This window comes from Streptomyces sp. A01 (assembly GCF_059026195.1).
In genome coordinates this window covers 49,912-74,729 of the sequence record NZ_JBWLKN010000001.1, presented here as the reverse complement: position 1 = coordinate 74,729, position 24,818 = coordinate 49,912, and the positions used below count along the sequence as shown (strand labels likewise).

General features: G+C 70.8%; 24 protein-coding genes. 10 read left to right on the top strand and 14 right to left on the bottom strand.

Features of this window, described 5'->3' with window-relative positions; genetic code table 11:
* Positions 1 to 21: 21 nt before the first annotated feature.
* Positions 22 to 426, bottom strand: a complete 405-nt coding sequence (locus tag AC5P1B_RS00345; RefSeq protein ID WP_493884073.1) for a MerR family transcriptional regulator — start codon at positions 424 to 426, stop codon at positions 22 to 24.
* A 425-nt stretch (positions 427 to 851) separates the two neighbouring features.
* Between AC5P1B_RS00345 and AC5P1B_RS00340 the strand changes: the two genes are divergently transcribed.
* The gene (locus tag AC5P1B_RS00340) at positions 852 to 2,363 is read left to right on the top strand and encodes a SulP family inorganic anion transporter (RefSeq protein WP_493884072.1); all 1,512 of its coding nucleotides are present in this window, start codon (positions 852 to 854) and stop codon (positions 2,361 to 2,363) included.
* A gap of 205 nt (positions 2,364 to 2,568) precedes the next feature.
* Here the strand turns inward: AC5P1B_RS00340 and AC5P1B_RS00335 are convergent, their stop codons facing one another.
* The 4 genes from AC5P1B_RS00335 to AC5P1B_RS00320 all read right to left on the bottom strand — a co-directional run bounded on the left by AC5P1B_RS00335 (position 2,569) and on the right by AC5P1B_RS00320 (position 7,782).
* Positions 2,569 to 3,000: a PPOX class F420-dependent oxidoreductase gene (locus AC5P1B_RS00335; protein ID WP_493884071.1), complete on the bottom strand. Its 432-nt coding sequence runs from the start codon at positions 2,998 to 3,000 to the stop codon at positions 2,569 to 2,571.
* 197 nt (positions 3,001 to 3,197) lie between these two features.
* Positions 3,198 to 4,523, bottom strand: coding sequence for a Na+/H+ antiporter NhaA (nhaA, locus tag AC5P1B_RS00330; RefSeq protein WP_493884070.1), 1,326 nt, complete (start codon positions 4,521 to 4,523; stop codon positions 3,198 to 3,200).
* Between the two features lie 256 nt (positions 4,524 to 4,779).
* Positions 4,780 to 6,318, bottom strand: coding sequence for an alanine/glycine:cation symporter family protein (locus tag AC5P1B_RS00325; protein WP_493884069.1), 1,539 nt, complete (start codon positions 6,316 to 6,318; stop codon positions 4,780 to 4,782).
* Between the two features lie 402 nt (positions 6,319 to 6,720).
* Positions 6,721 to 7,782 (bottom strand): PucR family transcriptional regulator, encoded by a 1,062-nt coding sequence (locus AC5P1B_RS00320; protein WP_493884068.1) that lies wholly within the window; start codon positions 7,780 to 7,782, stop codon positions 6,721 to 6,723.
* Between the two features lie 261 nt (positions 7,783 to 8,043).
* Between AC5P1B_RS00320 and AC5P1B_RS00315 the strand changes: the two genes are divergently transcribed.
* Both AC5P1B_RS00315 and AC5P1B_RS00310 read left to right on the top strand, forming a co-directional pair.
* Positions 8,044 to 8,649: a hypothetical protein gene (locus AC5P1B_RS00315; protein ID WP_493884067.1), complete on the top strand. Its 606-nt coding sequence runs from the start codon at positions 8,044 to 8,046 to the stop codon at positions 8,647 to 8,649.
* A gap of 48 nt (positions 8,650 to 8,697) precedes the next feature.
* Positions 8,698 to 10,935: a flotillin family protein gene (locus AC5P1B_RS00310; RefSeq protein WP_493884066.1), complete on the top strand. Its 2,238-nt coding sequence runs from the start codon at positions 8,698 to 8,700 to the stop codon at positions 10,933 to 10,935.
* A gap of 60 nt (positions 10,936 to 10,995) precedes the next feature.
* Here AC5P1B_RS00310 and AC5P1B_RS00305 read toward each other — a convergent pair whose 3' ends face one another.
* Positions 10,996 to 11,967 (bottom strand): ArsR/SmtB family transcription factor, encoded by a 972-nt coding sequence (locus AC5P1B_RS00305; protein WP_493884065.1) that lies wholly within the window; start codon positions 11,965 to 11,967, stop codon positions 10,996 to 10,998.
* A gap of 112 nt (positions 11,968 to 12,079) precedes the next feature.
* On the opposite strand from AC5P1B_RS00305, the gene AC5P1B_RS00300 reads away from it, so the two are divergent.
* Entirely contained in the window at positions 12,080 to 12,985 is a 906-nt protein-coding gene (locus AC5P1B_RS00300; protein WP_493884064.1) for an aldo/keto reductase, read from the top strand.
* 45 nt (positions 12,986 to 13,030) lie between these two features.
* Here AC5P1B_RS00300 and AC5P1B_RS00295 read toward each other — a convergent pair whose 3' ends face one another.
* From AC5P1B_RS00295 to AC5P1B_RS00265, 7 genes are all read right to left on the bottom strand, one after another.
* Complete coding sequence (locus tag AC5P1B_RS00295; protein ID WP_493884063.1) at positions 13,031 to 13,510, bottom strand: HIT family protein; 480 nt, start codon at positions 13,508 to 13,510, stop codon at positions 13,031 to 13,033.
* Between the two features lie 85 nt (positions 13,511 to 13,595).
* Positions 13,596 to 14,060, bottom strand: a complete 465-nt coding sequence (locus tag AC5P1B_RS00290) for an excalibur calcium-binding domain-containing protein (RefSeq protein ID WP_493884062.1) — start codon at positions 14,058 to 14,060, stop codon at positions 13,596 to 13,598.
* A 146-nt stretch (positions 14,061 to 14,206) separates the two neighbouring features.
* Positions 14,207 to 14,629, bottom strand: a complete 423-nt coding sequence (locus AC5P1B_RS00285; protein ID WP_493884061.1) for a secondary thiamine-phosphate synthase enzyme YjbQ — start codon at positions 14,627 to 14,629, stop codon at positions 14,207 to 14,209.
* Between the two features lie 131 nt (positions 14,630 to 14,760).
* The gene (locus AC5P1B_RS00280; RefSeq protein WP_493884060.1) at positions 14,761 to 15,858 is read right to left on the bottom strand and encodes a YihY/virulence factor BrkB family protein; all 1,098 of its coding nucleotides are present in this window, start codon (positions 15,856 to 15,858) and stop codon (positions 14,761 to 14,763) included.
* A gap of 77 nt (positions 15,859 to 15,935) precedes the next feature.
* Positions 15,936 to 16,619 carry a DUF3618 domain-containing protein gene (locus AC5P1B_RS00275; protein ID WP_493884059.1) on the bottom strand — a complete coding sequence of 228 codons (684 nt, stop codon included), beginning with the start codon at positions 16,617 to 16,619 and terminating at the stop codon, positions 15,936 to 15,938.
* On the bottom strand, positions 16,589 to 16,960 hold the full coding sequence (locus AC5P1B_RS00270) for a phage holin family protein (protein ID WP_493884058.1): 372 nt from the start codon (positions 16,958 to 16,960) through the stop codon (positions 16,589 to 16,591). The genes AC5P1B_RS00275 and AC5P1B_RS00270 overlap by 31 nt, the downstream gene beginning before the upstream one ends.
* Before the next feature lie 70 nt (positions 16,961 to 17,030).
* Entirely contained in the window at positions 17,031 to 17,630 is a 600-nt protein-coding gene (locus AC5P1B_RS00265) for a F0F1 ATP synthase subunit B family protein (protein WP_493884057.1), read from the bottom strand.
* A gap of 475 nt (positions 17,631 to 18,105) precedes the next feature.
* On the opposite strand from AC5P1B_RS00265, the gene AC5P1B_RS00260 reads away from it, so the two are divergent.
* From AC5P1B_RS00260 to AC5P1B_RS00235, 6 genes are all read left to right on the top strand, one after another.
* A complete protein-coding gene (locus tag AC5P1B_RS00260; RefSeq protein WP_493884473.1) occupies positions 18,106 to 18,189 on the top strand; it encodes a putative leader peptide in 84 nt (27 codons plus the stop codon).
* Between the two features lie 230 nt (positions 18,190 to 18,419).
* Positions 18,420 to 19,229 (top strand): ABC transporter permease, encoded by an 810-nt coding sequence (locus AC5P1B_RS00255; RefSeq protein ID WP_493884056.1) that lies wholly within the window; start codon positions 18,420 to 18,422, stop codon positions 19,227 to 19,229.
* A complete protein-coding gene (locus AC5P1B_RS00250) occupies positions 19,202 to 20,152 on the top strand; it encodes an ABC transporter ATP-binding protein (protein ID WP_493884055.1) in 951 nt (316 codons plus the stop codon). The genes AC5P1B_RS00255 and AC5P1B_RS00250 overlap by 28 nt, the downstream gene beginning before the upstream one ends.
* Positions 20,149 to 21,192, top strand: a complete 1,044-nt coding sequence (locus AC5P1B_RS00245; RefSeq protein WP_493884054.1) for an ABC transporter substrate-binding protein — start codon at positions 20,149 to 20,151, stop codon at positions 21,190 to 21,192. Before AC5P1B_RS00250 ends, AC5P1B_RS00245 begins: the two co-directional genes overlap by 4 nt.
* Positions 21,192 to 22,406: an LLM class flavin-dependent oxidoreductase gene (locus tag AC5P1B_RS00240; protein ID WP_493884053.1), complete on the top strand. Its 1,215-nt coding sequence runs from the start codon at positions 21,192 to 21,194 to the stop codon at positions 22,404 to 22,406. Before AC5P1B_RS00245 ends, AC5P1B_RS00240 begins: the two co-directional genes overlap by 1 nt.
* Before the next feature lie 125 nt (positions 22,407 to 22,531).
* Positions 22,532 to 23,752 (top strand): NAD(P)-binding domain-containing protein, encoded by a 1,221-nt coding sequence (locus AC5P1B_RS00235; RefSeq protein ID WP_493884052.1) that lies wholly within the window; start codon positions 22,532 to 22,534, stop codon positions 23,750 to 23,752.
* Positions 23,753 to 23,847: 95 nt separating this feature from the next.
* Here the strand turns inward: AC5P1B_RS00235 and AC5P1B_RS00230 are convergent, their stop codons facing one another.
* Positions 23,848 to 24,636 (bottom strand): class I SAM-dependent methyltransferase, encoded by a 789-nt coding sequence (locus AC5P1B_RS00230; RefSeq protein WP_493884472.1) that lies wholly within the window; start codon positions 24,634 to 24,636, stop codon positions 23,848 to 23,850.
* Positions 24,637 to 24,818: the final 182 nt, after the last annotated feature.

Genomic DNA, 24,818 nt, shown 5'->3' with positions numbered 1-24,818 from the left:
CGGCGGGTCGTACGGGTCGTACTAGGCGACGGGTGTACGGGCGAGACGCTCGCGCAGCGTGGCGGCGAACTCCTCGGCTCGCGCCAGCTGGGTCCGCAGATCAGCCACCCGCCGCTGTGCGGCCTCCTCGAATCCGCGCACCCGTTCCATGAGCTCCTCCCGCGCGGCGGCGGGCAGCTCCTCACCGGAGTCGAGGCGGTCGGTGGCCGCAAGCAGGTCGCGCATCTGGTCGAGGGTGAAGCCGAGCGGCTTCATCCGCCGGATGACCATGAGGCGGGCGACGTCGGCTTCCGTGTAGAGGCGGAAGCCTCCCTGGGAGCGGGCGGAGGGGATGACCAGGCCCGTCTCCTCGTAGTGCCTGATGGTGCGCAGCGACAGCTCGGTCCGCGCGGCGACCTCACCGATCTGCATGTGCTCGCTGCTCACTCGGGGCGCCTTCCGCTGTCTGCCGCCAGGGCCACGGGCGGCCGGCGTCGATCTCTACCGTAACGTTAGGGTAGAGTGAAGCGAAGCCAGGGGTCGCTTACGGCGCCCCTTTTCGCGTGGTGCGGAATACGTTCTCCCGTGACCGCCAGCCGTGTCGGGGCCGATGGCGCCCCCGGCGGCGACCGATTCCCGCAGGAGCGAGCGTGCGCATGCCCATGACGCCCAGCGCCGCCGCCTGCCCGCCGTGACACGTCGCCCCTGAGCAGAGCAGCAGCTCCCCGAGCCGCCCGCGGCCGTGCCGCTGCCCCCAGAGACTTCAGCCCGCCGCTCGCGGGCTCCGCGGTTCGCCGTCCCGGCCTCCCGCGCAGGTACGCACGCCCCTCCCTGACGCCGGGTGTGCCCGAGCACGACAGGTTTCCGCACTCTTGTCTTCCTCCGCACCGTCCCCGGCCGCCCGGCTGCGCGGCCTCCGCCCGGCCCGCCCGTCCTGGCTGTCCCCGAAGGTCTTCCGCACCGAGGCCCTCGCCGGTCTCGTGGTGGCCCTCGCGCTGATCCCCGAGGCGATCTCCTTCTCGATCATCGCCGACGTCGATCCCGCGATCGGCCTGTTCGCCTCCTTCACCATGGCCGTGGTGATCTCCGTTGTGGGCGGCCGCCCGGCAATGATCTCCGCGGCGACCGGTGCCGTCGCCCTGGTCATCGCCCCGCTCAACCGCGAACACGGCCTGGGCTACCTGATCGCCGCCGTCATCCTGGCCGGTGTCTTCCAGATCGTGCTGGGCGCTCTCGGTGTCGCCAAGCTGATGCGTTTCGTACCGCGTTCGGTGATGGTCGGCTTCGTCAACTCCCTGGCGATCCTGATCTTCATAGCGCAGGTCCCGGAGATGCACGACGTGCCGTGGGCCGTCTACCCGCTGCTGATCGGCGGCCTGGCCCTGATGGTGTTCTTCCCGAAGGTCACGAAGGTGATCCCGGCGCCGCTGGTGTCCATCGCGATCCTCACCGTGATCACGGTGGCGGCCGGTATCGCGGTCCCGACCGTGGGCGACAAGGGAGACCTGCCCTCGTCGCTGCCCGTGCCGGGCCTGCCCGACGTGCCCTTCACCGTGGAAACCCTGACCACCATCGCCCCTTACGCCTTCGCCATGGCGCTGGTGGGCCTGATGGAGTCGCTGATGACCGCCAAGCTGGTCGACGACATCACCGACACCCACTCCTCCAAGACCCGCGAGTCCATCGGCCAGGGCATCGCCAACATCGTCACGGGCTTCTTCGGCGGCATGGGCGGCTGCGCCATGATCGGCCAGACGATGATCAACGTACGTGTGTCGGGCGCCCGCACCCGCCTGTCGACGTTCCTCGCGGGCGCGTTCCTGATGGTCCTGTGCATCGTCTTCGGGCCGGTCGTCTCCGACATCCCGATGGCCGCGCTGGTGGCGGTCATGGTGATGGTGTCCTTCGCGACCTTCGACTGGCACTCCATCGCACCGAAGACCCTGAAGCGGATGCCCGCCGGGGAGATCACGGTCATGGTCGTCACCGTCGCCTGCGTGGTCGCCACCCACAACCTGGCCATCGGTGTCGTCGCCGGAACGATCACCGCCATGGTCATCTTCGCCAAGCGCGTCGCCCACCTCGCGAACGTCACCTCGGTCACCGACCCCGACGGCACCCAGGTCGTCTACTCCGTCACCGGCGAGCTGTTCTTCGCCTCTTCCAACGACCTGGTGACCCAGTTCGCCTACGCCACCGACCCCGACAAGGTCGTCATCGATCTGACGGCCGCACACATCTGGGATGCCTCGTCGGTCGCCGCACTGGACGCCATCACCACCAAGTACGGACAGCGCGGCAAGACCGTCGAGATCGTCGGCCTGAACAAGCCGAGCGCTCACATGCACGAGAAGCTCAGCGGCGAACTCACCGGCAGCCACTGACGAGGCAGACCGCGCGGTCGCTGATCAGGCGGTCACTGATCAGGCAGTCGCTGATCAACACGCGCAGGGCAGAGGGCCGCGGGAGGCAGGTCGCCCCCGCGGCCCTCTGTCGTGTCACGCCCGACGTCCGGGTGCGGCATCTCGTCATGTCCGGTAGCCGGTAGCCGGGCCACCTGTCCTTGGGGACTGGCCCTTCGGCGCGCTGTCAGCGGATCTTGGCGCCGTACACGTGGTCGACCGTCATCGTCATCAGCACCCTGCGCTCGGCCACCATCGCCGACCGGTACTCGTCCCAGTCCGGGTGCTCCCCGGCGGCGACGCGGTAGTAGTCCACCAGTGCCTCGACCTCGGGGCCGTGGGGGTCGGTGCCCGGCCCTGTGAGGGTCGCTGTGCCCTCAGCGGTGGCCCACGAGAAGCCGTCGGGGCTGGTGACCTCCAGCGCGGCTCGTGGGTCCCTGCGCAGGTTCACCGTCTTGGCTCGTCCCTCGGTCATCGAAACGTAGAGGACACCGGCCTCCTGGTCGTAGAACGGCATGACGGGGGACAGCTGGGGGCGGCCGTCCGACTTGATCGTTGCCAGGACGCCGAGCCGGCTCCCGGCGAGCAGCGTGCGCGGATTGAATGGTGTGGTGGTCATGTCCGGAGTCAAGACCGACCGGGTGCCTGCTATTCCCCGCGGCGCTGGGCCGACGGCCGATCGTGGTCGCATCCCTCAGGGCTTGTCCCTCAGGGCTTGCGGGACTGCTCGATCACCGCCGCGTAGCCGCTGCCGCCGTGTCCATCAGCCAGGGCCGTCCACCAGCCTTGGGGCCGCCAGCCGTACGGCCTTGCGAGTCACTGCTCGTCGGGTGCGCCCTGTGCCCGCTCGCGGGTCGCCGTCTGGTAGATGTCGGGGATGCCGTCGGCGTCATCGTCCCGGTTCTCCTCCTCGTACAGGCGCCGGTAGATCCCGTTGCGGCGTTTGACCAGGAGGGCCGCCAGCCCGGCGGCGACCAGCGAACCGAGGAGGACGGCGGCCTTGATGTGCTCGGCGTCGGCCGGGTCGGGGAAGGCCAGCTCACCGATCAGGAGCGCGACGGTGAACCCGATGCCGGCCAGGACTGCGAGGGCGAAGACGTCCGCCCAGGCGAGGTCCGGGTTGAGCCGGGCCCGGGTGAAGCGGGCCGCCAGATAGGTGCCGGCGAAGATGCCCAGGGTCTTGCCGATCACCAGGCCCAGCACCACTCCGAGCGGCTCGGGCCGGGTGAAGACCTCGCCGAGCACCGGCGCCGATATCCCGACACCGGCGGCGAACAGGGCGAACAGCGGTACCACCACACCGGCCGAGACCGGGTGCAGCAGATGGGAGGTGCGGGCGCCCGGTGAGGACGTCTCCCCCCGGTCCTTGTCGTGGGTCGAGCGCAGGATCAGGCCCATCGCCACACCGGCCACGGTGGCGTGGACGCCGCCGTTGTACATCAGGACCCAGATGGTGACGCCGAGCGGTACGTACCACCACCAGCCCGTCACGCGATAGCGCTGCAGCAGGTAGAAGACGAACAGCCCGGCGAAGGCCCCGATGAGGGCCGGGATGTTCAGGTCGCTGGTGAAGAAGACCGCGATGATGAGGATCGCACCCAGGTCGTCGACGACGGCGAGGGTGAGCAGGAAGGCGCGCAGCGCGGCGGGCAAGTGGGAGCTCAGCACCGCCAGGACCGCCAGGGCGAAGGCGATGTCGGTGGCCATCGGCACCGCCCAGCCCTCGGTGCTGCCCCCGCCCGCCGAGACGGTGGCGAAGTAGAGCGCGGCGGGCACGACCATGCCGCACAGTGCCGCGACGACCGGCAGGGCCGCCGTGGCCGGGGTGCGCAGTTCACCGACGACGAGTTCGCGTTTCAGCTCGATGCCTGCGACGAGGAAGAAGATGGCGAGCAGTCCGTCGGCCGTCCAGTGCTCCACCGAGAGGTCGAGGCCCAGTGCCGGTATCCCGAAGTGGAAGTCGCGTATCTGCTCGTACGCACCGCTCCACGGGGTGTTCGCCCATATCAGCGCCACCACGGCCGCGGCGAGCAGGATCAGCCCGCCGACGGTCTCCGTGCGCAGCGCCTGGACCACGGCGTTGCGCTCGGGCAGGGGCAGCAGTCCGAGGAAGGGGGAACGCTCGCGGGGCGCGGCAGCCATCAGGGAAACCTCCGGGGCATCTGGATGTGGGCATAGAGCCCCAAGGACGCCGACCAGACTTCCCGGCACACCGCGCGCCGTACACCGCCGCGAGGGCGGGCGTTGACGCGTTCTTTACACCCTAACCGCCCGGCCGCGATCCCACCAGCACCCACCAGCGCCCGTTTCACCTGCTGAAACGCAAGGTGAGCCGGCCCGTACACACCAAGGCGCGAGGTGTGTACGGGCCGGCTCAGGAGCCGGGCCGCAGGGGCGGTCAGACGGTGGTCTTCACCGACTCCTGGTCGTCGTCGGCGTCGTCGTCCGGTTCGCCGGCGTCGCGGGCGCGGACGAACTCCAGGAAGGAGTTCAGCTCACGCTTGACGACGGGGGCGAGCAGGTACAGGCCGATGATGTTGATGACGGCGAGCATGAACAGCACGGCGTCGGCCATGTCGATGAGGGTCTGGAGTGTCAGCAGCGACCCGGCGACGGCGACCACGGTGTAGATGACCTTGTACGTCAGCTCGCTGGTCCTGCTGCGGCCGAAGAGGTGCGTCCACGCCTTGAGTCCGTAGTAGCCCCACGTGAGCACGGTGGAGATGGCGAAGAGCATCACCGCGACGGTGAGGATGTACGGGAACCAGGGCAGCACCGTCTCGAACGCGTCGGAGGTGATCGTCACGCCGCCGATCGTCTTCCCCTCGCGGGCCTCACCCCAGCTGGCCGGGTCGGCGATGACGATGGTGAGCGCGGTCATCGTGCAGATGACGACGGTGTCGATGAACGGCTCCAGCAGGGCGACCAAGCCCTCGCTGGCCGGGTGCTTGGTCTTCACCGCGGAGTGGGCGATCGGGGCGGAGCCGAGCCCGGCCTCGTTGGAGAACGCGGCCCGCTTGAAACCGATGATGAGCGCACCGAGCACACCACCCGCGACGCCCTCGGGGTTGAACGCGCCCTCGACGATCGTGCCGATCGCGGCGGGCACAGCCGTGGCGTGCACGAGGATGACGACCAGGCACGCCGCGATGTAGATCCCGGCCATGGCCGGGACGAGCCTGCTGGTGACGGAGGCGATGGAGCGGATGCCGCCGAGGAGCACGATGCCGACGAGCGCGGCGATGAGGATGCCGAAGAACAGGGCACCGGCGGAGGAGCCGATCGCGCCGTCCTCGCCGCCGGTGACGGAGACGAGCTGCGCGTAGGACTGGTTGACCTGGAAGAGGTTGCCGCCGAAGAGGCCGAAGAACAGGATCATGAAGGAGGCGAGGACCCCCAGGACCTTGCCGAGGATCTTGCCGCGGGCGCCGAAGCGCTCGGCCAGTCCCTTGGGCAGGTAGTGCATCGGGCCGCCGGAGACGGTCCCGTCCTCGTGCACCTCGCGGTACTTCACGCCGAGGGTGACCTCGACGAATTTGGTGGCCATGCCGAGCAGGCCGCACAGGATCATCCAGAAGGTCGCGCCGGGGCCTCCGATGGAGACGGCGACGGCGACACCCGCGATGTTGCCGAGGCCGACCGTTCCGGAGACAGCGGCGGTCAGCGCCTGGAAGTGGTTGACCTCGCCTGCCGAGCCCTTCTCGTCGTACTTCCCGCGCACCACGTCGATAGCGAGGCGGAACTTGCGGACCTGGATGAATCCGAACCAGCCGGTGAAGACGAGTCCGGCGACGACGAGCCAGGCCACGATCAGTGGCAGGTCCGCCCCGCCGACGGGGACGGTGTAGAAGACGACTTCGACGAGCCACTTGGCTATGGGCTCGAAGAAGCCGCTGACGGCTTCGTCGACGGACTGGGTGATGGAGTCGAGTGACACGGTGGCTACCTCGATGGCGCAGGGACCGGCGCGCGGGGAAGCCGCGCCGGTTGATGTGCGGTCTGTGAGCGAACGCCGTTGTCCGATCGGCGATCCCGGGGTGCCGTATCCGCGGACTCGGAACGTGATCACCCTGGGCCGTGCTGCCGGTGCGTGCCGGCCACTCCGCTATGTGGAAAGGGATGGCCACCTGCGGAGTTGCGTAGTTGTACCACGCGCTTTGCGATTCTTTTAGTGATCGAGATCACATAACGGTCAGTAACTATTGAAAAGGCCAGCGAGCGAAACCAGACCGTTATCCGGGACGGGAGATCCTTTCATCGGACACCTATATCTGGACATGCCGCTTCAAACTCCCGTCGGCACCCACCGGCCTGCCCGTCAGGTGGCCAGGGGAAGCCCTTACACGGCGTGGCCGGGCCAGTCCAGGAGGCGCGCGCCGATCACCGCGGTCTGGAGCGTGTAGCGATGGACGGGGTCGCCGGGGTCGGCGCCCGTCAGCTGGTGTATCCGGTCCAGCCGGTAGGTCATCGCCCGGACACTCAGGGACAGCCGCCGGGCGGCTTCGGCGGCCACACATCCCGCGTCGAAATACGCGGTGAGCGTCTCGACGAGCGGCCGCGCCCCACCGCGGGCCTGCTGGAGTGGGCCGAGCACGCTGCGGACGAGATCGGCCATCGCCTGCCGGTCGCGGGTCAGGACCGGATAGACCAGGAGATCCGCGGCGTGCAGCACCGGCTCCTCCAGTTGCGTGCGCGCGGCCAGATCGAGGGCGTTGAGGGCCTCCTCGTAGGAGTGGACGACTCCGCCGACACCGGGGTGGGAGCGGCCGATGGCCACCTGCCCGCCGTCCGTCGCCGCGTACGCCTGCTTCGCGAAGAAGCTCAGCACGTCGGACTCGTCCCCCGGCGCGATGCAGATCAGCCGGTCGTTCTTCGTGGTCAACAGGATGCGCCGGTCCCCGAAGCGGGCCGAGAGCGACGCTTCGATCCGGCGGGTGACCGGGTAGCCGTCGTCGTACGGCTCGGCTCCCTGCGCCACAGCGACCGCGTGCGCGTGGGACAGCAGCAGCCCGAAACGCTCGGCCCGCTCGGCGAGACGGCCGAGATCGCTGCCCCCGTGCAGCAGGTCGTCGATGAATTCCCGGCGAGCCGCCTCCCGCTGACGTACCGCCAGCCGCTGCGCACGGTCATGGCCCTCGGCGAAGGCGTCCACCGCCTGCTCCAGGGCGACCAGAAGGTGGTCGGCGGCGGAACGCGGCAGCTCGCGCCGCACCTCCTGCGCGGCGCGCAGGTGGGCGCGGACCAGGACCCGCAGGCTCAGACCGGCTTCCGCTGCCAGCTCCCCGCTGGACCGCAGCGTCTCCAGCTCCTCGCGGTCCAGCCTCCTGCCGGTCGCGCAGGCCGCCGCCAGGATCTCGGCGTACCCCGCCAGATACTGCTCCGGTATCCCCCGGTCCACCATGGCCTCTCCCCTTCTTTGGCGCACCGATGACGTCTCCCTGACGCGTGGGGACCAAGAGTGGCACGCGGCCCACCGAGCGGCGGCCACCGGCATTAAGGGCGCGTAAAGATTGCCGGTGACCGGCAATGCGAACGGCCGTTCCAGGCTGCCAGCATGGTCCTGCCCGGGCAGGCGGACATGACCGATGCCGGAGACCGGAAACAAGCAGGCCGCCCAGCGAACCCGCCGGGACGGGCCGGGCGAGCGTCAAGGGGGAAGAACATGGCCGAGTTCCTGAACGCCGCGGTCACCTTCCCCGCCGTCTTCTTCACCACGGGCCTCGTGGTCGTCGTCGCCTTCTGGCTGCTGGTGCTGTTCGGCGTCGCCGAACACGGCAGCTTCGACGCCGACGTGGACACCGGGGCGCTCAGCCTCGGCGGGGTCCCCGTCGCGGTGTCGGCCTCGCTGGTGATCGCCCTCTCCTGGTTCCTCAGCCTCGCCGGGTCTGTCCTCCTCGCCCGTACGGGAACGCCCGAGGCCCTGCTCCCGCTGCTCAGAGCCGCACTGCTCGCCGCCTCCCTCATCGCCGCATGGCTCCTGGCGCGATGGCTCGTACGGCCGCTGGCCACCCTCTTCCCCGATGAACCCGGGCCGTCCCGGCAGGACTTCATCGGCCTGACCTGCACCATCCGTACCGGGCGGGTGGACGCGGACTTCGGCCAGGCGGAAGTCGCGGCGCGGGACGGCTCCACAGCCGTCGTCCAGGTCCGCCAGCACGACGGCGCCCGGCTGGTGCTCGGCGGCACCGGACTGCTGTACGCGTACGACGACACCGGCGAGTTCTTCTGGGTCGCGCCCTACGACAAGGCGCTCGACCCCCGCGGCTGACCCCGCCCCCTTCTCCTCATGCCACCTCTCACCTCGGGGGATCTCTTCATGGATGCCATCACTATGGGCGTCGGCGTGCTCGTCGCCGTCGCCCTCCTCATCACCGTCGCCATGCTGTTCGTGGTCAGCCGGCTGTTCCGCAAGGTGGAGCAGGGCAAGGCGCTGATCGTCTCCCGGATGCGGAAGGTCGATGTGACCTTCACCGGGCAGGTCGTCCTGCCCGTGCTGCACAAGTCCGAGGTCATGGACATCTCGGTGAAGACCATCGACATCAGCAGGACCGGCCGGGACGGCCTGATCTGCCGCGACAACATCCGCGCCGACATCCGTATCTCGTTCTTCGTACGGGTCAACAAGACCGTCGAGGACGTCATCAAGGTCGCCCAGGCCATCGGCAGAGCCCGCGCCAGCCATCAGGGCACGCTGCAGGAGCTGTTCAGCGCCAAGTTCTCCGAGGCGCTCAAGACGGTCGGCAAGCAGCTGGACTTCACCGACCTCTACACCAAGCGCGACGAGTTCAGGGACCGGATCATCCAGGTCATCGGCACCGATCTGAACGGCTACAGCCTGGAGGACGCGGCGATCGACTACCTGGAGCAGACCCCGCTGGCGCAGCTGGACTCCTCCAACATCCTCGACGCCCAGGGCATCCGGAAGATCACCGAGCTGACGGCCGTCGAACATGCGCGCACCAACGAGTTCCAGCGCCACGAGGAGAAGGAGATCACCCGGCAGAACGTCGACGCCCGTGAGGCGATCCTGGAGCTGGAGCGCCGCCAGGCCGACGCCGAGACCAAGCAGAGGCGTGAGATCGACACCGTTCGGTCCAAGGAGGAAGCCGAGACCGCCCGGGTTGTCGAGGAGGAGCGGCTGCGTGCGCAGAGCGCCTTCCTGAAGACCGAGGAGCAGCTGGGCATCCAGCGCGAGAACCAGGCCCGTGAGGTCGCCGTCGCGCAGAAGAACCGCGAGCGCGTGATCGCCATCGAGAACGAGCGCGTGGAGAAGGACCGCCTCCTCGAAGTCATCGCACGGGACCGGGAGACCGAGCTCACCCGCATCTCGGCCGAGAAAGAGGTCGAGGCCGAGCGGCGCGACATCGCCGAGGTCGTCCGCGAGCGGATCGCCGTGGACCGTACGGTCGCCGAGCAGGAGGAGTCCATCAAGAAGCTCCGCACGGTCGAGGAGGCCGAGCGCCACCGCCAGGCGGTGATCATCGCCGCCGAGGCCGGGGCCCAGGAGCGGCTGGTCAAGGACATCAAGGCGGCCGAGGCCGCCGAGCAGGCCGCCGTCCACCGGGCAGCGGAGGAGCTCACCCTCGCCGAGGCCCGCCCCAAGGCCGCCGACATGGACGCCCGCGCCAAGGTCAGGCTCGCTGAGGGCATCCAGGCCGAGGCGGCGGCCGAGGGCCTGGCAGCCGTGCAGGTACGGGAGAAGGAGGCCGACGCGATCGAGAAGACCGGCCGCGCGGAGGCCGGGGCGACCGAGGCCCGGCTGCGCGCCGAGGCCGCGGGCACCCGCGAGAAGGCGCTCGCCGAGGCCGCGGGACTGACCGAGAAGGCCACCGCGATGGCCGCGCTGGATGGCCCTCACCTCTCATCCGGTCCTCGGCCCGATCGCCGGGCGCGGCCGGTCCGAACTGGAACTCCTGGTGCGCCTGGCCGCCGCCGGGGGCACCACCCAGGACAGTGCCGATGCCCCTGGGGCCCGCCCGCCCACCGCGACAGGCTCGCCCACCGCTACGCCCCGGCCGAGCTCGACCGCGTCCTCGCGGTCCTGCGCCACCTGCTCACGGCCCGCGAGACCGTCATCGCCGTCAACGAGGCGTACATCGCCTCAGCGGCCCAGGCCGACGCCACCCGCACCGAGCCGCCCTTCCGGCTCCAGGGCTCCTACCGGGACATGAACAAGATCGCCGCCCGGGTCTCCCCCGTCATGGACGAGAGCGAGCTCGCCGCCGTCATCGACGACCACTACACGGCCGAGGCCCAGACCCTCGCCTCAGGGGCCGAGGCCAACCTGCTCAAGCTGGGCGCGCTGCGCGGCACCCACACCGGGAGCAGGCCGAGCGCTGGGCCGGGCTCTGCTCCGCGTACGTACGCGCCCAGGCACTCGGCGGCTCCGGCGACGGCGCCCTCGGCCGGGCGGTGGCCGCCCTCGGACTGCTCGCGGACCGGGTCGCCGCCGTCGAGACGGCCATCGTCCGCGCGACCGATCCACGCCACCTGCTCAGCCGACCGCACGGCCGCCACGCCTCCGCTTGGGCGGCCGGTGACCGGTGACCGGTGACCGCCGATGAGGCCCGTGAAGTCCGGTCGACGCCAGTGAAAGCCGGTGAGAAAGGGAGTCCTACAGGGAGGGGGCAGCGAGGACGGATTCGGCGACGGAGGTGCGGGCGTAGAGCACTGAGCGACCGGCTCGGTGGGCGCTGACCAGGCCCGCGTCGCGCAGCGCCGTGAGGTGCTGGGACACGCCCGCCGCGGAGATCCCGGTACGGCGGGCCAGCTCGGTGGTGGAGGCGGGAGTCTCCAGTTCGGTCAGCAGCAGGGTCCGCGAGCGGCCGAGCACGGCGGCGATGGCGCCGGTCCTGGTGACGGGCCGGGGTTCCCACAGTGAGCCGACGCCACGCGCGGGATAGGCCAGCTGCGGCGGCTCCGGCAGCGTCACCCGGGTGAGCAGGCCGGGTCCGGTGAAAGCCGAGGGGATCAGCAGCAGCCCCGCGCCCGCCGTCTTCCGGGACAGGGTCCTTCGGCGGGCCAGCCGCAGCGCGTTGTCGTCCCAGCTCACCGAGGGATGCAGGTCGTTGAAGAGGTGGCCCGTCCCCTGCTCGGCGACCTGCCGGGCCCGGTAGAAGACGTCGGCGTCGAGCACCGCCCGGATACGCGCCCAGTAGGGGGCGAGCGCAAGCTCCCAGTAGGTCTCGATCTCTTCCACGACCCGGGCCAGCGGGGTCCTCCCTGCCGAAGGCCGGGCGAGGCCCTGCGGCTCGGCGTACAACGCCCGCGACCGGGGACCGAGCCGCCCCTGATCACGCCCCAGGTAGTCGAGTTCCTGGCGTACCCGGGCGACGGGGGTGGCCAGTATCCCGGCCACCTCCTCCGCCAGTGTGGGGGACGGCCCGGCGGGGGCCGGGTTGAGGAAGTCGGGGACATAACCCGAGGGCGGGATCAGCTCGGCGAGCCAGCCCCGGTCGAGGCCGGCGGCCACCACCCGCGGCCGTACCTGGTCGGCCCAGGTCCGGTGCACGGGGTGTCCGGAACCGGAGGTCAGCAGCCGGAAGCTCGTGCCCACCTCCCACATCGGCGAGATGGCGAACCTCATCTGTGCCAGATCGCTCGCGGAAAACGCTAGCTCCGCCAGGACAACCACCCCCAGGATTCAGCTATTTCTTAATCAATGGCCGCCAGCCTACGTCTTGGGGATCATTACCGGCATGACCTCAGAGACGATCACCGCAGCGGCGGCAGGCACCTGGAAGCTCGGCGACCTGGAGATCAACCGGATCGGTTTCGGCACGATGCGCCTGCCGCAGACGGGCGAGGCGTTCAAGGCCGACGCCGCTTCGCGCGATCGCGGGCAGGCGATCAGCGTGCTGCGCCGCGCGGTGGAGCTCGGTGTGAACCACATCGACACCGCCGCGTTCTACTTCTCACCCCTGCGCTCCGCCAACGAGCTGATCAACCAGGCACTGGCCCCCTACCCCGACGGCCTCGTCATCGCCACCAAGGTCGGCCCTGGCCGCGACCCGTCGGGTGAGTGGACCGCCCACGCGAGGACCCCGGAGCAGCTGCGCGGCCAGGTCGAGGAGAACCTGCGCCAGCTCGGCCGTGACCACCTCGACGTGGTGAATCTGCGCGTCGTCGGGACCGATTCGATCGCCGAGCGTTTCGGCGCCCTGGCCCGGCTGCGCGACGCCGGGCTCATCCGCCACCTGGGCGTCTCCAACGTCCACCCGGAACAGCTCGCCGAGGCCCAGGCCATCGCGCCAGTGGTCTGCGTACAGAACCAGTACGGCATCGGCGCTTCGCCCGAGCAGGACGAGTTCCTGCGGAGCTGCGGTGAGCAGGGCGTCGCGTTCGTTCCGTTCTACGCGATCGCCGGCGCCGGGCGCGAGGCGGGCACACAGGGCGCCGACAGCGACGAGGTACTCGCCGTCGCGCGCGCACACGGGGCGAGCGCGGCGCAGATCCGGCTGGCGTGGACGCTGCACCGCGGCCCACATGTCCTGGCCATCCCCGGCACCGGCGACCCGGATCACCTGGTCGCGAACGTGGCCGCCGGGGGGCTGCGCCTGTCCGAGGAGGAACAGGCGGTCCTGGACTCCCTCCACCAGGCCTGAGCGCGAGCGGGCACCGCGTGAGCGCGCCACTGCGGCCCACAGCGGTCAGCCCACCGAGCCCACCCGGTCCAGTTCGCTGCCGATCGCGGCCCGCAGCACGTCATGCCGCGGTCCGAGCCTGAACTGCTCGTCGCTCCACCGCTGTCGCGGATAGAGCCACACCGGCGCGCCCACCAGATCGGCCGGCTCCCACTCGTACCGCGGCCAGACATGCGCGTGCAGGAACGGGTCCGTGTTCCCCAGGATCTCCAGATTGACCCGCCGGAAAGCCGGGTCCAGCCGCCGGCAGGCCCGTTCCACCGCCTCGCCGAGCTGGTCCATGCCGGACAGGAACGACAGCCGCTTCGCCTTCGGCAGGTCCGACAGCCGCTGCACCCGCGGTTCGTCCACGAGGAGAACCGAGTACCCCGGCAGGAACTGAACGTCGCCGATCACCGCGAACCCCGACTCAAGTCGCCGCAACACGGTCGGGTTCTCCCCTCGGAGAGCAGCCCCGATCCGGTCCCTCCGCCAATCACCAGTCATGGCAAGAACCTACCCGCAAGTGATCAAGGTCTGCTGCGCGCTCTCCTCTGGGAGGAGGAGTGGTGCGGGGAGCACGAGCGGGCGGTCAGGTGTCGCATCCGGTGCCGTCGCCGTCGCGGTCCAGATGCGGGCCGTAGCCGGGCTCGCCACGATGGACCGGCGCGGCCCCGGCGGCTCGCGCTTCGCCGCAGTCGGAGTAGGAGACGGCGCCTTGACTGCTGGTGTCGTCGTCCTCCGCTGGAGAGTCGGCGGCGGGCGGTGGAGCGGAGGCGGTCACCCGCACCGTCTTCGTCGCCGTCACCGTGACAGTGGCCGCCGGCTCGGGCTTCGGCTTCGGGGCCGCGGTGGCGGTCTTCGTCGCGGTCACGGTGACTGTCGGCCCAGGTGCGGGCGCCGCCTTGGTGTCCCTGCTGGCTGACCCGCCGTCCGCGGCGCCGGCCCCGATGCCGAGGAAGAAAACGAGGGCGAAGGCAGGAAGCACGTATCGCTTGCGTGCCCATCTGGGTGCTGCGGGGGTGGGCGGTGGTGGTCCGGTGTACGGATTGCTCATGGTCCCCCCAGAGGTCATTGGGTGGGACGACGGTAATGCACCGTTCAATGAAGTAAGCCGCCTCTGTCAGGAAGTCACCGATCTGTGACCAGTCGGGCGGCGGCGACCTGTTGGCCAAGTCGGGGTCACCCGCAGGACGTTCCCGCTCAGCCCAGGAAGCTCAGCCGCACCCGGCGGTCCGGGTTGTCGGCGTTCGTGTCGACGAGGCAGACCGACTGCCAGGTGCCCAGGGCCAGTTCGCCGCCGATGACGGGGAGTGTCGCGTGGGGTGCGACGAGGGCCGGGAGGACGTGGTCGCGGCCGTGGCCGGGGCTGCCGTGCCGGTGTTGCCAGCGGTCGTCGGCGGGCAGGAGATCGCGGAGCGCGGCGAGCAGGTCGTCATCGCTTCCGGCGCCCGTCTCCAGGATGGCCACTCCGGCCGTGGCGTGGGGGACGAAGATGTTCAGCAGTCCGTCGCGGCCGCCCGCCTCGTCCCGTAGGAACGCCGCGCACTGGGCGCTGAGATCGGTGATGGACTCCCGGGAGCCCGTGGTGATGTCGAGGACCCTGGTCGAAAACGTCTCGCTCATGGCTCCATCCTCGCTCCTCGCGGCACCGTTCGAGGTGGTACGCGCCCATGCGCCGCGGCGGCGCCGGGCGGGCTCTGCCGTGGCGAGGCCGCCGGGGGCCCGGCCCCCGGCGGCCTCGCGCGTCGGCCGGGTCAGAGTTTGCGGGTGTCCCGCGGTTCGACGTAGGGCTCCTTGGTCGGTGGGTGGCCGCTCTGGATGGCGCGGCTGCGTTCGAGTTCGGCGTTGAACTCCAGGCCCAGCAGAATGGCGATGTTGGAGATCCACAGCCAGATCAGGAAGATGATGACCGCGGCGAAGCTGCCGTAGGTCTTGTTGTAGCTGCTGAAGTTCGCCACGTACACCGCGAAGGCGGCCGAGGCGACGACCCAGATGAGCACCGCGAGCACGCTGCCGGGGCTGACCCAGCGGAAGCTGCGTTTGACGTTGGGCGCCGCCCAGTACAGCAGCGCGACGATCAGGCTGAACAGCACGAGCATGACGGGCCACTTGGCGATGTTCCACACGGTGATGGCCGTGTCGCCCATCCCGATGACTTCTCCGGTCTTCTTCGCCAGGCCGCCGGTGAAGACCACGCCGACCGCGAGAGCCGCCAGCAGTACGACGACCACGAGCGTGATGCCGAACCGGGTGGGCAGCGTCTTCCACGCCGGGCGTCCCTCGCCGATGTCGTAGACGGCGTTGGAGGCCCGCATGAAGGCGGCGATGTAGCCCGAGGCCGACCACAGGGCGACCACGAGGCCGACGATCAGAGCGATGCCCGCCTTGCCCTGATTGCTCTTCAGCTGCTCCAGTGCGCTGACCAGGGTGTCCTGGACGGCGCCCGGGGCAAGGTCACCCACGTTGTCGATCATGGAATCGATGCTCGACGAGCCCATCAGGCCGAGGACCGACGTCAGGGCCAGCAGGGCGGGGAAGATCGCCAGTACGCCGTAGTACGTCAGGGCCGCCGCCCAGTCCGTGAGGGTGTCGGCCTTGAACTCCTTCGCCGTCCGCTTGAGCACCGCTCCCCATGAGCGCTTGGGCAGATCGGTCGGCCCGTGGGCGGGCTGACCACGGTCCGCCCCGGCCCGGGTCTCGTCCCCGGCGCGGGAATCCGTCGCGGCTGTCTCACCCCGGCCGTCCGGCGGGGCGCCAGCGGCAGCCGGGGACGCGCCCTTACCCCTCGCGTGGGCGCCTGGCTGGGCATGGGACGCGCCCTTGCCCTTGGGTCGTGATTTGTGCAGCACCATGACTCACCAGCTCCGATCCGTGCCGCCGCACGGGCGCGGGTGGCTTCGCCCGTGCCGTACGGCGGCAGCTTCGGCTGTTAGGACCGCTTGGTTCCCTCGCGTGCCTGGCCTGCGACGCTCGCGCCGGACTGCCTGGCCTGCTCGGTGACCTCCCCCGCGTGACCGCGGGCCTGTTCCTGGGTGGTGCGGGCGGCCTCTGTGGCCGTTCCCTTGACTTCCTCAGCGGCGTGCTTCGCGGTCTGCGTGGCGTCCTCCTTCAGATGGTGGGCGGACTCGGTCGCTGCCTGCTTGACCGGCTCGATCACATCGCTCGCCCGGTCCGAGAGCTGGGCCGCGGCCTGCTGCTCGGCCTCAGAGGCGGGTGCGAGAGAGGCGGCGAGCAGCCCGGCGCCGAAGGCGATCAGACCTGCTGCCAGCGGGTTGCCCTGGGTCTGCCGCACGGCCTGCTCGGGCGCCCTCTTGACCGCTGCGCCCGCCTGTCCTGCCGCGTTCTTCGCGGTGCCCACCGCCTGTCCCGCGCCCTCTTGCGCCGACTCGGCGGCGTGCTCCGCGCGCCCCTGGGCATGGCTTGTGGTCTGCGAGGCGACGCCCATGACGCGCTCTCGCATCCCGGACACAGAACCCCGTACGCGTTTGCTGCGGCGGTGCACCATCCGGCGGGGACTGGCACGGTCGGCGAGCCTGTCGAGATCCTGGGACAGCTTCTCCCGGGTCGCCTCGATGTCGGCCCTTATCCGGTCGGGTGACGGTGACGTGCCCATTGCGCGTCCTCCTTCAGCGTCTCCATGGTTCGTTCCGGCTTCGGCGACACGCTGCGCATCTTGGCGCGGCCCATCACGAACAGAACCGCACCGATCACCGCCCACACACCGGTGACGATCAGAGCGGCCCAGCCCAGGTCCATCACGTTGCCCAGGGCGAACATGGCCGTCAGCGACAGGAACAGCGCCACCAGGTAGCCGGCGAATCCGGCTCCGCCGAACATTCCCGCGGCCTTGCCCGCCTTGGTGGCTTCCTCCCGGAGCTCGGCCTTGGCCAGCTCCATCTCCTGCTGGAGCAGCTGCTGCATGTCGGAGGTGACCTCGGACACCAGCTCGCCCACCGACCCGTCCTGTTCACGTGGGCGTGTGGTCTCGCGCAAGCGTGTGGTGTGCAGCGTTGTTGTCGTCATGTCATCCCTCCGGATAGCCCGTCAGTTCAGGGCGTACCGCATCCGCGGACAGGGACGCTTCGCCGGGGGCCGAGGCCGTCCGGCGCGGGGCACCGTCGTGGTCCTGGCTCGCCTTGCCCGCCTTGGCCAGCCTGCCGACGACCACCCCCGCTGCCAGCGCCCCGCCGAGGAAGGCGGCCGGCCGTCGGCGGGCGAACCCCTGAAGGTCGTCCACCAGACCGCTGACGCCGTGTTTGTCGAGGTAGTCGGCCGCACGGTGGCCGCCGTCAGCCGCGTGCGCCACGACGCTGCGGGCCGGGGACTCGCCGGGCGCGTTCCGCGCGAGCCCGGCCAGGTCGTCCGCCCACTCCCGCAGGGTTCCGGCCGCGCGTGCGGCCTGCCCCTCCGCCTCGTTCGCCACGCGCTGCCTGAGGTCCCGCGCCGCCGCACCGGCCTGCTCGCGTGCCTCATCCGTTACGGCCCTGGCTTGCTGTGCGGCGGTACCCGCCACCTCACCGGCGGCTTGCCTGGCCTGGTCAGCCGTCGCTGACGCCTCCTGTTTGGCTGCCTGCCCGGTCTGCTGCACGCGCTCGGCACCGGCATTCGCGGACTCACCACTCATCGGTCCTCCTTCTTCCGGGGCGCTGCCGGGGCCGCACCGCGCCGACTCGCGTACCACCGCACGCTCGCCGCGCCGCGCGCCTCGCCGCTCCGACGAGGCCCCGCGCCACCCGCCCCGAGTGATTGACGTGGTCAGATCGTCCGGGTTACCGCACCCAGCGCGGCCGAAACAGGGCAGAACGCGAGGATGCCGGGACGGGTCCCGCCACAGCGCGCCAGAGCTCCGCGACGCCCTGCCGCAATAATGTGTCCGCCCAGGCAGGACGTGTGCGCGCGGCTCGGCGCCCCTCCTGGCGCGCCGTCCGGCTGACTGCCTCGGCCCCGGCCCTTGCTGTACGCGAGCCGCACGCAACCGCACGCGAGGGGTACGCGCCGACCCGAGGCCGGTTCGTACGCCCGTAAGGCCGCCGCAACAAAGGTCCGGCGGGCGAGACGCCCGTTGACCTCGTACGGAGAGCGTCGCTACGTTCTTGCCCATGTCCAGGTCAGCTCTGCTCACCACGCGCGGTCACATCGACCTGCTGCGGGTGGCTTCCGCCGCGTGTCCTCACCGCCGCTGAGCTGTTTCCCGCCTTTCCCGCTCTTTCGCGCTCTTTCCTGTCTTTCCCGGCTGTTGCCTCGTGTCCCGCCTGTTTCCGCCTGTTTCTGAATCCCCGCGTTTCCGTATCCCGCGTGTTCCCGCATTTCTGTCTCTCTGCCAGTCCCGTGTCTTCCGCGGGTCGCGGGCGCGATGTACCGCGGCGATTCGCTTGGGCGGGCGCCGAGGTCTACCCGTATCCGTGGAGCCCCCATGTCCCCGGTCCTGGAACCGGTCATTCCACTGTCCGCCCGCCGCCGCGGTGTGCCGCGCTGGCTGCGCCGTACCACCGGCCCGGTCTTTCTGCTCGCGCTGTGGCAGGTGTGCAGCGCGACCGGCGTACTCCACCCCGACACCCTCGCCTCCCCCGGCACCATCACCAGCACCGCCGCCGACCTCATCGAGGACGGGACCCTGCCGCACGCCATGCTGGTGTCCGTTCAGCGCGTCGCTGTCGGGCTCGCCCTCGGCGGCGCCGTCGGCGTCGCCCTCGCTCTTCTCTCCGGGCTCTCCCGGCTGGGTGAGGACCTGATCGACGCCACCGTGCACATGCTGCGCAGCATTCCCTGGGTCGGCATGATCCCGCTGTTCATCATCTGGCTGGGCATCGGCGAGGCGCCCAAGGTCGCGTTGATCGCGCTGGGTGTCGCCTTTCATCTCTACCTCAACGTCTACGCGGGCATCCGTGGCGTGGACGCCCAGCTCATCGAGGCAGGGACGTCCCTCGGGCTGAAGCGCTGGGGGCTGATCCGCCATGTCGTGCTGCCCGGGGCCCTGCCGCACGCGATGACCGGGTTGCGGTACTCACTGGCGACCGCGTGGCTCGCGCTGGTATTCGGCGAGACGATCAACGCCGACGACGGCATCGGCTTCCTGCTGAACCGGGCGCGGGAGTTCTTCCAGACCGACGTGATCGTCGTCTGTCTCCTCGTCTACGCCGCCCTCGGCCTGATCGCCGACTTCATCGTCCGCACGCTGGAAAGGCTGTTGCTGCAATGGCGACCGACGTTCACGGGCGCGTAGCCCCCACCGCAGGTCCGCCCGGGAGGCAGGGCCTTGAGAAGGCCCCGAAGCGCGGCGTGGAACGTGGGCGAGGCGCGGTGGCGGAGACCGCCGTCGGCTCCGCGGCCGTCCGGGTTTCCGGGCTGACGCGCGCCTTTGCCGGGCGGCCCGTCATCGACCGGCTCGAACTGACGGTGCGGCCCGGGGAGTTCGTCGCTCTGCTGGGGCGCAGCGGTTGCGGCAAATCCACTCTCCTGCGCGTCCTCGCCGGGCTCGACCGGGAGATCGAGGGTGAGGTGCTGGTGCCCCGACGGCGGGCCGTCGCCTTTCAGGCACCGCGGTTGATGCCGTGGAAGCGGGTCTGGCGCAATGTGCTGCTCGGATTGCCGGGGCGGCCCGAACGCGCCGTCGCCGAACGGGCGCTGCGCGAGGTCGGCCTCGGTGACCGGTGGGCCGACTGGCCCAAGACGCTCTCCGGCGGTGAGGCGCAGCGCGCCTCCCTCGCCCGCGCGCTGGTGCGCGAGCCCGATCTGCTGCTGCTCGATGAGCCGTTCGGCGCGCTGGACGCCCTCACCCGCATCAAGGCCCAGCGCATGGTGGCCGAGGTGTGGCAGCGGCGCGGCTGTGCGGTGCTGCTGGTCACGCACGACGTCGAGGAGGCGCTGCTGCTCGCCGACCGGGCACTGGTGATGGACTGCGGCGTGATCGCGTACGAGACGCGCGTGGATCTCCGCCGGCCGCGTGACATCGCCGATCCACGCTTCGCCGCACTGCGGACCGAACTCCTCGACCGGCTGGGGGTCGCGGCACCCGGCCACGGCAGCGCCGCCCCGTCCGGCGCCGGCGACCCCACCGTCGATGACGCCGCCCCCGCCGATGGCGCCGCTCCCGCCGTACCCCCCGTACCCCCCGTACCGCACCGACGAACGGACCCGCTGACATGACCGTGCGCACCGCCTACGCCGCCCCGGCCCTGCTGCTGCCCCTGTGCCTGCTGGTGGCGGGCTGCTCGGGGATCTCGTCGGCGAACGGCTCCGGCGGCTCCGGAAACACCGACGGCAAGGGGTCGGTGACCTTGAACGTCGGCGACCAGAAGGGAGGTTCCGAGGCGGTGCTGCGCGCCGCCGGGGAGCTCGACGACCTGAAGTACAAGATCAAGTGGTCCACCTTCACGTCCGGGCCGCCGTTGCTCGAAGCGGTCAACGCGAAGGCCGTGGACATCGGCGGCGTCGGCAACACCCCGCCCGTCTTCGCCGCCGCGGCCAAGTCGAGGATCAAGGTGGTCGGGGCCTCGCACGGCACCGCGAACGGCGAGGCGGTCCTGGTGAATAAGGGCTCCGAGCTGCGGGAGACCGCCGACCTGAAGGGGAAGTCCGTCGCGGTGGCCCAAGGCAGCTCGGCGCACTACCAGTTGGCCGCTTCGCTGGCCAAGGCCGGACTCACCCCGAAGGACGTCAGACTCACCCTGCTGCAACCCGCCGACGCGCTGGCCGCGTTCACCCGGGGGAAGGTGGACGCCTGGGCGGTGTGGGACCCGTACACCTCGCAGGCCCTGCGGCAGGCCGACGCCCGCGTGCTGACCACCGGCCAGGGCGTCGTCAACGGCCTCAGCTTCCAGGTCGCCTCACCGTCCGCGCTCGGCGACGGCAAGAAGTCGAAGGCCATCGGCGACTACCTGGACCGGCTGCGCCGCGCCCAGGACTGGGTGTTCGAACACCCCGAGGAGTGGGCGAAGGTGTGGGCCGAGGAGACCGGGCTGCCGTACGGGACGGCGCTGGACTCGGTGCGGCGTACGCACGGCATCCGGGTGACCGTCGCCGTCGACAAGCCCGCCGTCGCCTCGGAGCAGCGGATCGCCGACACCTTCGCCCGGCTGGGCCTGACCCCGCGGCGCTACGCGTTCGCCGATTTCGTGGACACCCGCTTCAACGCCGGGCTGCCCCCGTCCAGCACCAAGCCACGCTCCTACGGAAAGGCCCACTGATGTCCGTACACCTGCACTGGTTCCTGCCGACCGGCGGCGACGGGCGCACCCTCGTGGACCGGCACGCCTACACCGACGGCGGAGTGAAGCGCTCCCGCGTCACGCCGGTCAGCGGGGTGCGCGCGCCCAGCATCGACTACCTCACGCAGATCGCCAAGGCAGCCGAACAGCTCGGCTTCGAGGCCGTGCTCACCCCGACCGGGACCTGGTGCGAGGACGCCTGGCTGACGACGGTCGCGCTGGCCCAGCACACGGAGCGGCTGAAGTTCCTGGTCGCCTTCCGGCCCGGGGTCATCTCCCCGGTGCTGGCCGCGCAGATGGCGGCGACGTACCAGCGGATCACCCGTGGGCGGCTGCTGCTGAACGTGGTGACCGGCGGTGACTCCACCGAGCAGCGGCGGTTCGGTGACCACCTCGACCACGATCAGCGGTACGCGCGTACGGCGGAGTTCCTGTCGGTCGTCAGGGGCGTGTGGGGCGGCGAGCCGTACGACTTCGACGGCGAGCACTACCAGATCACGGGTGGGCTGACCGCCCTGCCGCCTGACCCGCTGCCGCAGATCTTCTTCGGCGGTTCGTCAGCGGCGGCGGGGCCGGTGGCGGCCCGCCATACGGATGTGTATCTCACCTGGGGCGAGCCGCCCGCGCAGGTCAAGGAGAAGATCGACTGGGTCCGGGGGCTCGCCGAGCGGGAGGGCCGGGAAGTGCGCTTCGGCATCCGGCTGCACACCATCTCGCGGGATTCCGCGAAGGACGCGTGGGCCACCGCCGACCGGCTTCTCGACGACCTCGATCCGGACACCGTCAGCGCGGCGCAGGAGGCGCTCGCGCGCAGCGAGTCGGTGGGCCAGCAGCGGATGCTGGCGCTGCACGGCGGCTCGCGCGACAAGCTGGAGATCTCGCCGAACCTGTGGGCGGGCGTGGGCCTGGTGCGGGGCGGGGCGGGTACGGCACTGGTCGGCAGCCATGAGGACGTCACCGACCGGATCGAGGAGTACCACGCGCTGGGCATCGACCATTTCGTGCTCTCCGGCTATCCGCATCTGGAGGAGGCGTACTGGTTCGGGGAGGGGGTCACTCCGGTCCTGGCGGCGCGCGGCCTGCTGGACGCGCCGCCGCCCTCCCTGGTGGCGCCCCATGCCGGTATCGCCACGAACGGACGTCCGGCGTCCGCGCCCGGCGGCGCACCGCTGCTGGTCGCCGGGGGGCGCTGAGGGGCGCGGGTGTGACGGTGGGCCGCCGTCCGGCGCCGCTCTGGCCGCGCGGGGCCGGACGGCGGCCGCCACCGGCGGGCGCAGGCGCTGGGAAGATTCCCGCACCCTCCCGAGTTAATAGAAACGTGAACGATTTTGTGGCGGTGCCAGAGGCAGCGGCGGACCACGGTGTGGCCATCAGCTCGGACCTGGCCCGATCCCGCACGACGGACATGGCCGTCCCCGCAGAGGCGGCAGTCGCCGTCGACGCGCGACGGGCCGCGACCCCGGCTGCGGCCACGCTCGTCGACGTCGTCGTGATCGGAGCCGGGCAAGCGGGCCTGTCCAGCGCGTTCCACCTGCGGCGGCGTGGCTACGAGCCGGACACCGGCTTCGTCGTCCTCGACCACTCCCCCACCCCCGGCGGCGCCTGGCAGTTCCGCTGGCCGTCGCTCACCTACGGCAAGGTGCACGGGATGCACGCGCTGCCGGGCATGGAGCTGACCGGCGCGGACCCCGGCCGCCCGTCCGCCGAGGTGATCGGCGCGTACTTCGCCGACTACGAGCGCGCCTTCGACCTGCGGGTACGCCGCCCCGTCGCGGTGAGCGCCGTACGCGAGGGCGACGGCGGCCGACTTCTCATCGAGAGCTCGGACGGCATCTGGGCGGCCCGGGCCGTGATCAACGCGACCGGTACCTGGGACCGCCCGTTCTGGCCGCGTTATCCGGGCCAGCAGGGCTTCGCCGGACGCCAGCTGCACACCGCGCACTACCCCGGCCCGGCGGCGTTCGCCGGGCAGCGGGTGGTCGTCGTCGGTGGCGGCACGTCCGGCGTGCAGCATCTGCTGGAGATCGCGGAGGTCGCCGCGGAGGCCACCTGGGTGACCCGCCGCCCACCGGTGTTCCGCTCGGGGCCCTTCGACGAGGACCAGGGGCGGGCCGCCGTCGCCCTGGTGGAGCAGCGGGTCCGGCAGGGGCTGCCGCCGCAGAGCGTGGTGTCCGTGACCGGGCTGCCGATGACGGAGGCGATGGAGCGGGCCCGGGAGGCCGGTGTCCTGGACCCGCGACCGATGTTCGACCGGATCACCCCGACAGGCGTCGCGTGGGACGATGACCGGCACGTCGAGGCCGACGTGATCCTCTGGGCCACCGGCTTCCGCCCCGCCATCGACCACCTCGCTCCGCTGCGCCTTCGCGAGCCGGGCGGCGGCGTGGCGCTGGAGGGCACCAGGGCCGTCCGCGACGCCCGGGTCCACCTCGTCGGCTACGGCCCGTCGGCCAGCACCATCGGCGCCAACCGGGCGGGCCGGGCCGCGGCCGGTGACATCCACCGGCTGCTGGGAGCGGACGCGCTGGTCGCCGCCTGAACCAGCCGGGCCGCGGACACGGCGCGGCACGGTACGCGGGCGTTCCCTTTACGCGGGCTCATCGCCTCCAAGACCCCCGGCCCGGCGGCGGAGTGTCACGCCGTGTGATCCGGATGGGTGACACGGATTTTCGACTGGCCGTGCGGGCGCCGCTCCCAGTCGTCCATGAACGTGGCGGCCAGGCCGTTTTTCCGGGCCAGCGCGAGCAGCGTTCCGGTGCGGTAGTAGAAGTCCTCGCGCAGCACCTGGTGTTCGGTCCCCTCGGTGCGGTCGAAGGTGAAGTCGAAGAAGCCGCCGGGGGCCATGACGCGTCCGACGTGGGCCAGGCACTCGTCGATGACGGACAGCGGTGAGTGCGAGAAGACGCTGTGCGCGTGCACCACGTCGAAGTACCGGTCGGGCAGGAAGTCGAGCGTCAGGTCCCGGGTCATGGTCAGATGCGGGAGCTTGTCCTGGAGCCCGTAGGTGGTCACGGTCTGCTTGGCCGACACGAGGATGTCGGGCGAGATGTCGATGCCGTAGTAGTGACCGGGGTCCAGGTAGTCGATGAAGCGCCAGCCCGCGCGCAGGTTCCCGCAACCGATGTCGAGCATGCGCTGTCCGGGGGTGAGGCCGTGCTCGATGAGGTAGTCGAACTGCATCTTGCCGAGTGCCAGCCACCCGGCGTGGCTCTGGCTGCCCACCGCAGCCTCCGGATCGCGACCGGCGTCGGAGGCCATCACGGCCCGGTAGTACGCGACGTGATCGGGATGCTTGATCCGCAGCAGGCCGTCCCGGAGACTGCGCCGGAAATGGGGGACGATCCGGTCCGGGTTGCGCAGCGCGTAGCGGACCTTGTGCGTGACACTGCCCCGGTTGGCGGACAGGGACGCGGGAGTCTTCATGGCCATCGCGGGTCCTTCAGCGTGGAGCGTGAGCGGCTTCTTCAGCGGGGGGCGTGCGGGCGGGGGCGGGACCACAGCCGGTCGGGGCTGTCCGCGCGGGGAGCCACCGGGGGGCGGGCCCTCGCGGCGTGGCGCGGTGCTGACTTCATCATGCGGCGAGCGGGACGAGTCCGCTCGCTGTC

What these genes read in the sequence shown, in the direction of transcription:
- AC5P1B_RS00335 (WP_493884071.1), bottom strand. Translation starts at nt 3,000, where the DNA reads ATGACCACCACACCATTCAATCCGCGCACGCTGCTCGCCGGGAGCCGG.
- nhaA (WP_493884070.1), bottom strand. Translation starts at nt 4,523, where the DNA reads ATGGCTGCCGCGCCCCGCGAGCGTTCCCCCTTCCTCGGACTGCTGCCC.
- AC5P1B_RS00320 (WP_493884068.1), bottom strand. Translation starts at nt 7,782, where the DNA reads ATGGTGGACCGGGGGATACCGGAGCAGTATCTGGCGGGGTACGCCGAG.
- AC5P1B_RS00315 (WP_493884067.1), top strand. Translation starts at nt 8,044, where the DNA reads ATGGCCGAGTTCCTGAACGCCGCGGTCACCTTCCCCGCCGTCTTCTTC.
- AC5P1B_RS00310 (WP_493884066.1), top strand. Translation starts at nt 8,698, where the DNA reads ATGGATGCCATCACTATGGGCGTCGGCGTGCTCGTCGCCGTCGCCCTC.
- AC5P1B_RS00305 (WP_493884065.1), bottom strand. Translation starts at nt 11,967, where the DNA reads ATGAGGTTCGCCATCTCGCCGATGTGGGAGGTGGGCACGAGCTTCCGG.
- AC5P1B_RS00300 (WP_493884064.1), top strand. Translation starts at nt 12,080, where the DNA reads ATGACCTCAGAGACGATCACCGCAGCGGCGGCAGGCACCTGGAAGCTC.
- AC5P1B_RS00295 (WP_493884063.1), bottom strand. Translation starts at nt 13,510, where the DNA reads ATGACTGGTGATTGGCGGAGGGACCGGATCGGGGCTGCTCTCCGAGGG.
- AC5P1B_RS00290 (WP_493884062.1), bottom strand. Translation starts at nt 14,060, where the DNA reads ATGAGCAATCCGTACACCGGACCACCACCGCCCACCCCCGCAGCACCC.
- AC5P1B_RS00285 (WP_493884061.1), bottom strand. Translation starts at nt 14,629, where the DNA reads ATGAGCGAGACGTTTTCGACCAGGGTCCTCGACATCACCACGGGCTCC.
- AC5P1B_RS00280 (WP_493884060.1), bottom strand. Translation starts at nt 15,858, where the DNA reads ATGGTGCTGCACAAATCACGACCCAAGGGCAAGGGCGCGTCCCATGCC.
- AC5P1B_RS00275 (WP_493884059.1), bottom strand. Translation starts at nt 16,619, where the DNA reads ATGGGCACGTCACCGTCACCCGACCGGATAAGGGCCGACATCGAGGCG.
- AC5P1B_RS00265 (WP_493884057.1), bottom strand. Translation starts at nt 17,630, where the DNA reads ATGAGTGGTGAGTCCGCGAATGCCGGTGCCGAGCGCGTGCAGCAGACC.
- AC5P1B_RS00260 (WP_493884473.1), top strand. Translation starts at nt 18,106, where the DNA reads ATGTCCAGGTCAGCTCTGCTCACCACGCGCGGTCACATCGACCTGCTG.
- AC5P1B_RS00255 (WP_493884056.1), top strand. Translation starts at nt 18,420, where the DNA reads ATGTCCCCGGTCCTGGAACCGGTCATTCCACTGTCCGCCCGCCGCCGC.
- AC5P1B_RS00250 (WP_493884055.1), top strand. Translation starts at nt 19,202, where the DNA reads ATGGCGACCGACGTTCACGGGCGCGTAGCCCCCACCGCAGGTCCGCCC.
- AC5P1B_RS00245 (WP_493884054.1), top strand. Translation starts at nt 20,149, where the DNA reads ATGACCGTGCGCACCGCCTACGCCGCCCCGGCCCTGCTGCTGCCCCTG.
- AC5P1B_RS00240 (WP_493884053.1), top strand. Translation starts at nt 21,192, where the DNA reads ATGTCCGTACACCTGCACTGGTTCCTGCCGACCGGCGGCGACGGGCGC.
- AC5P1B_RS00230 (WP_493884472.1), bottom strand. Translation starts at nt 24,636, where the DNA reads ATGAAGACTCCCGCGTCCCTGTCCGCCAACCGGGGCAGTGTCACGCAC.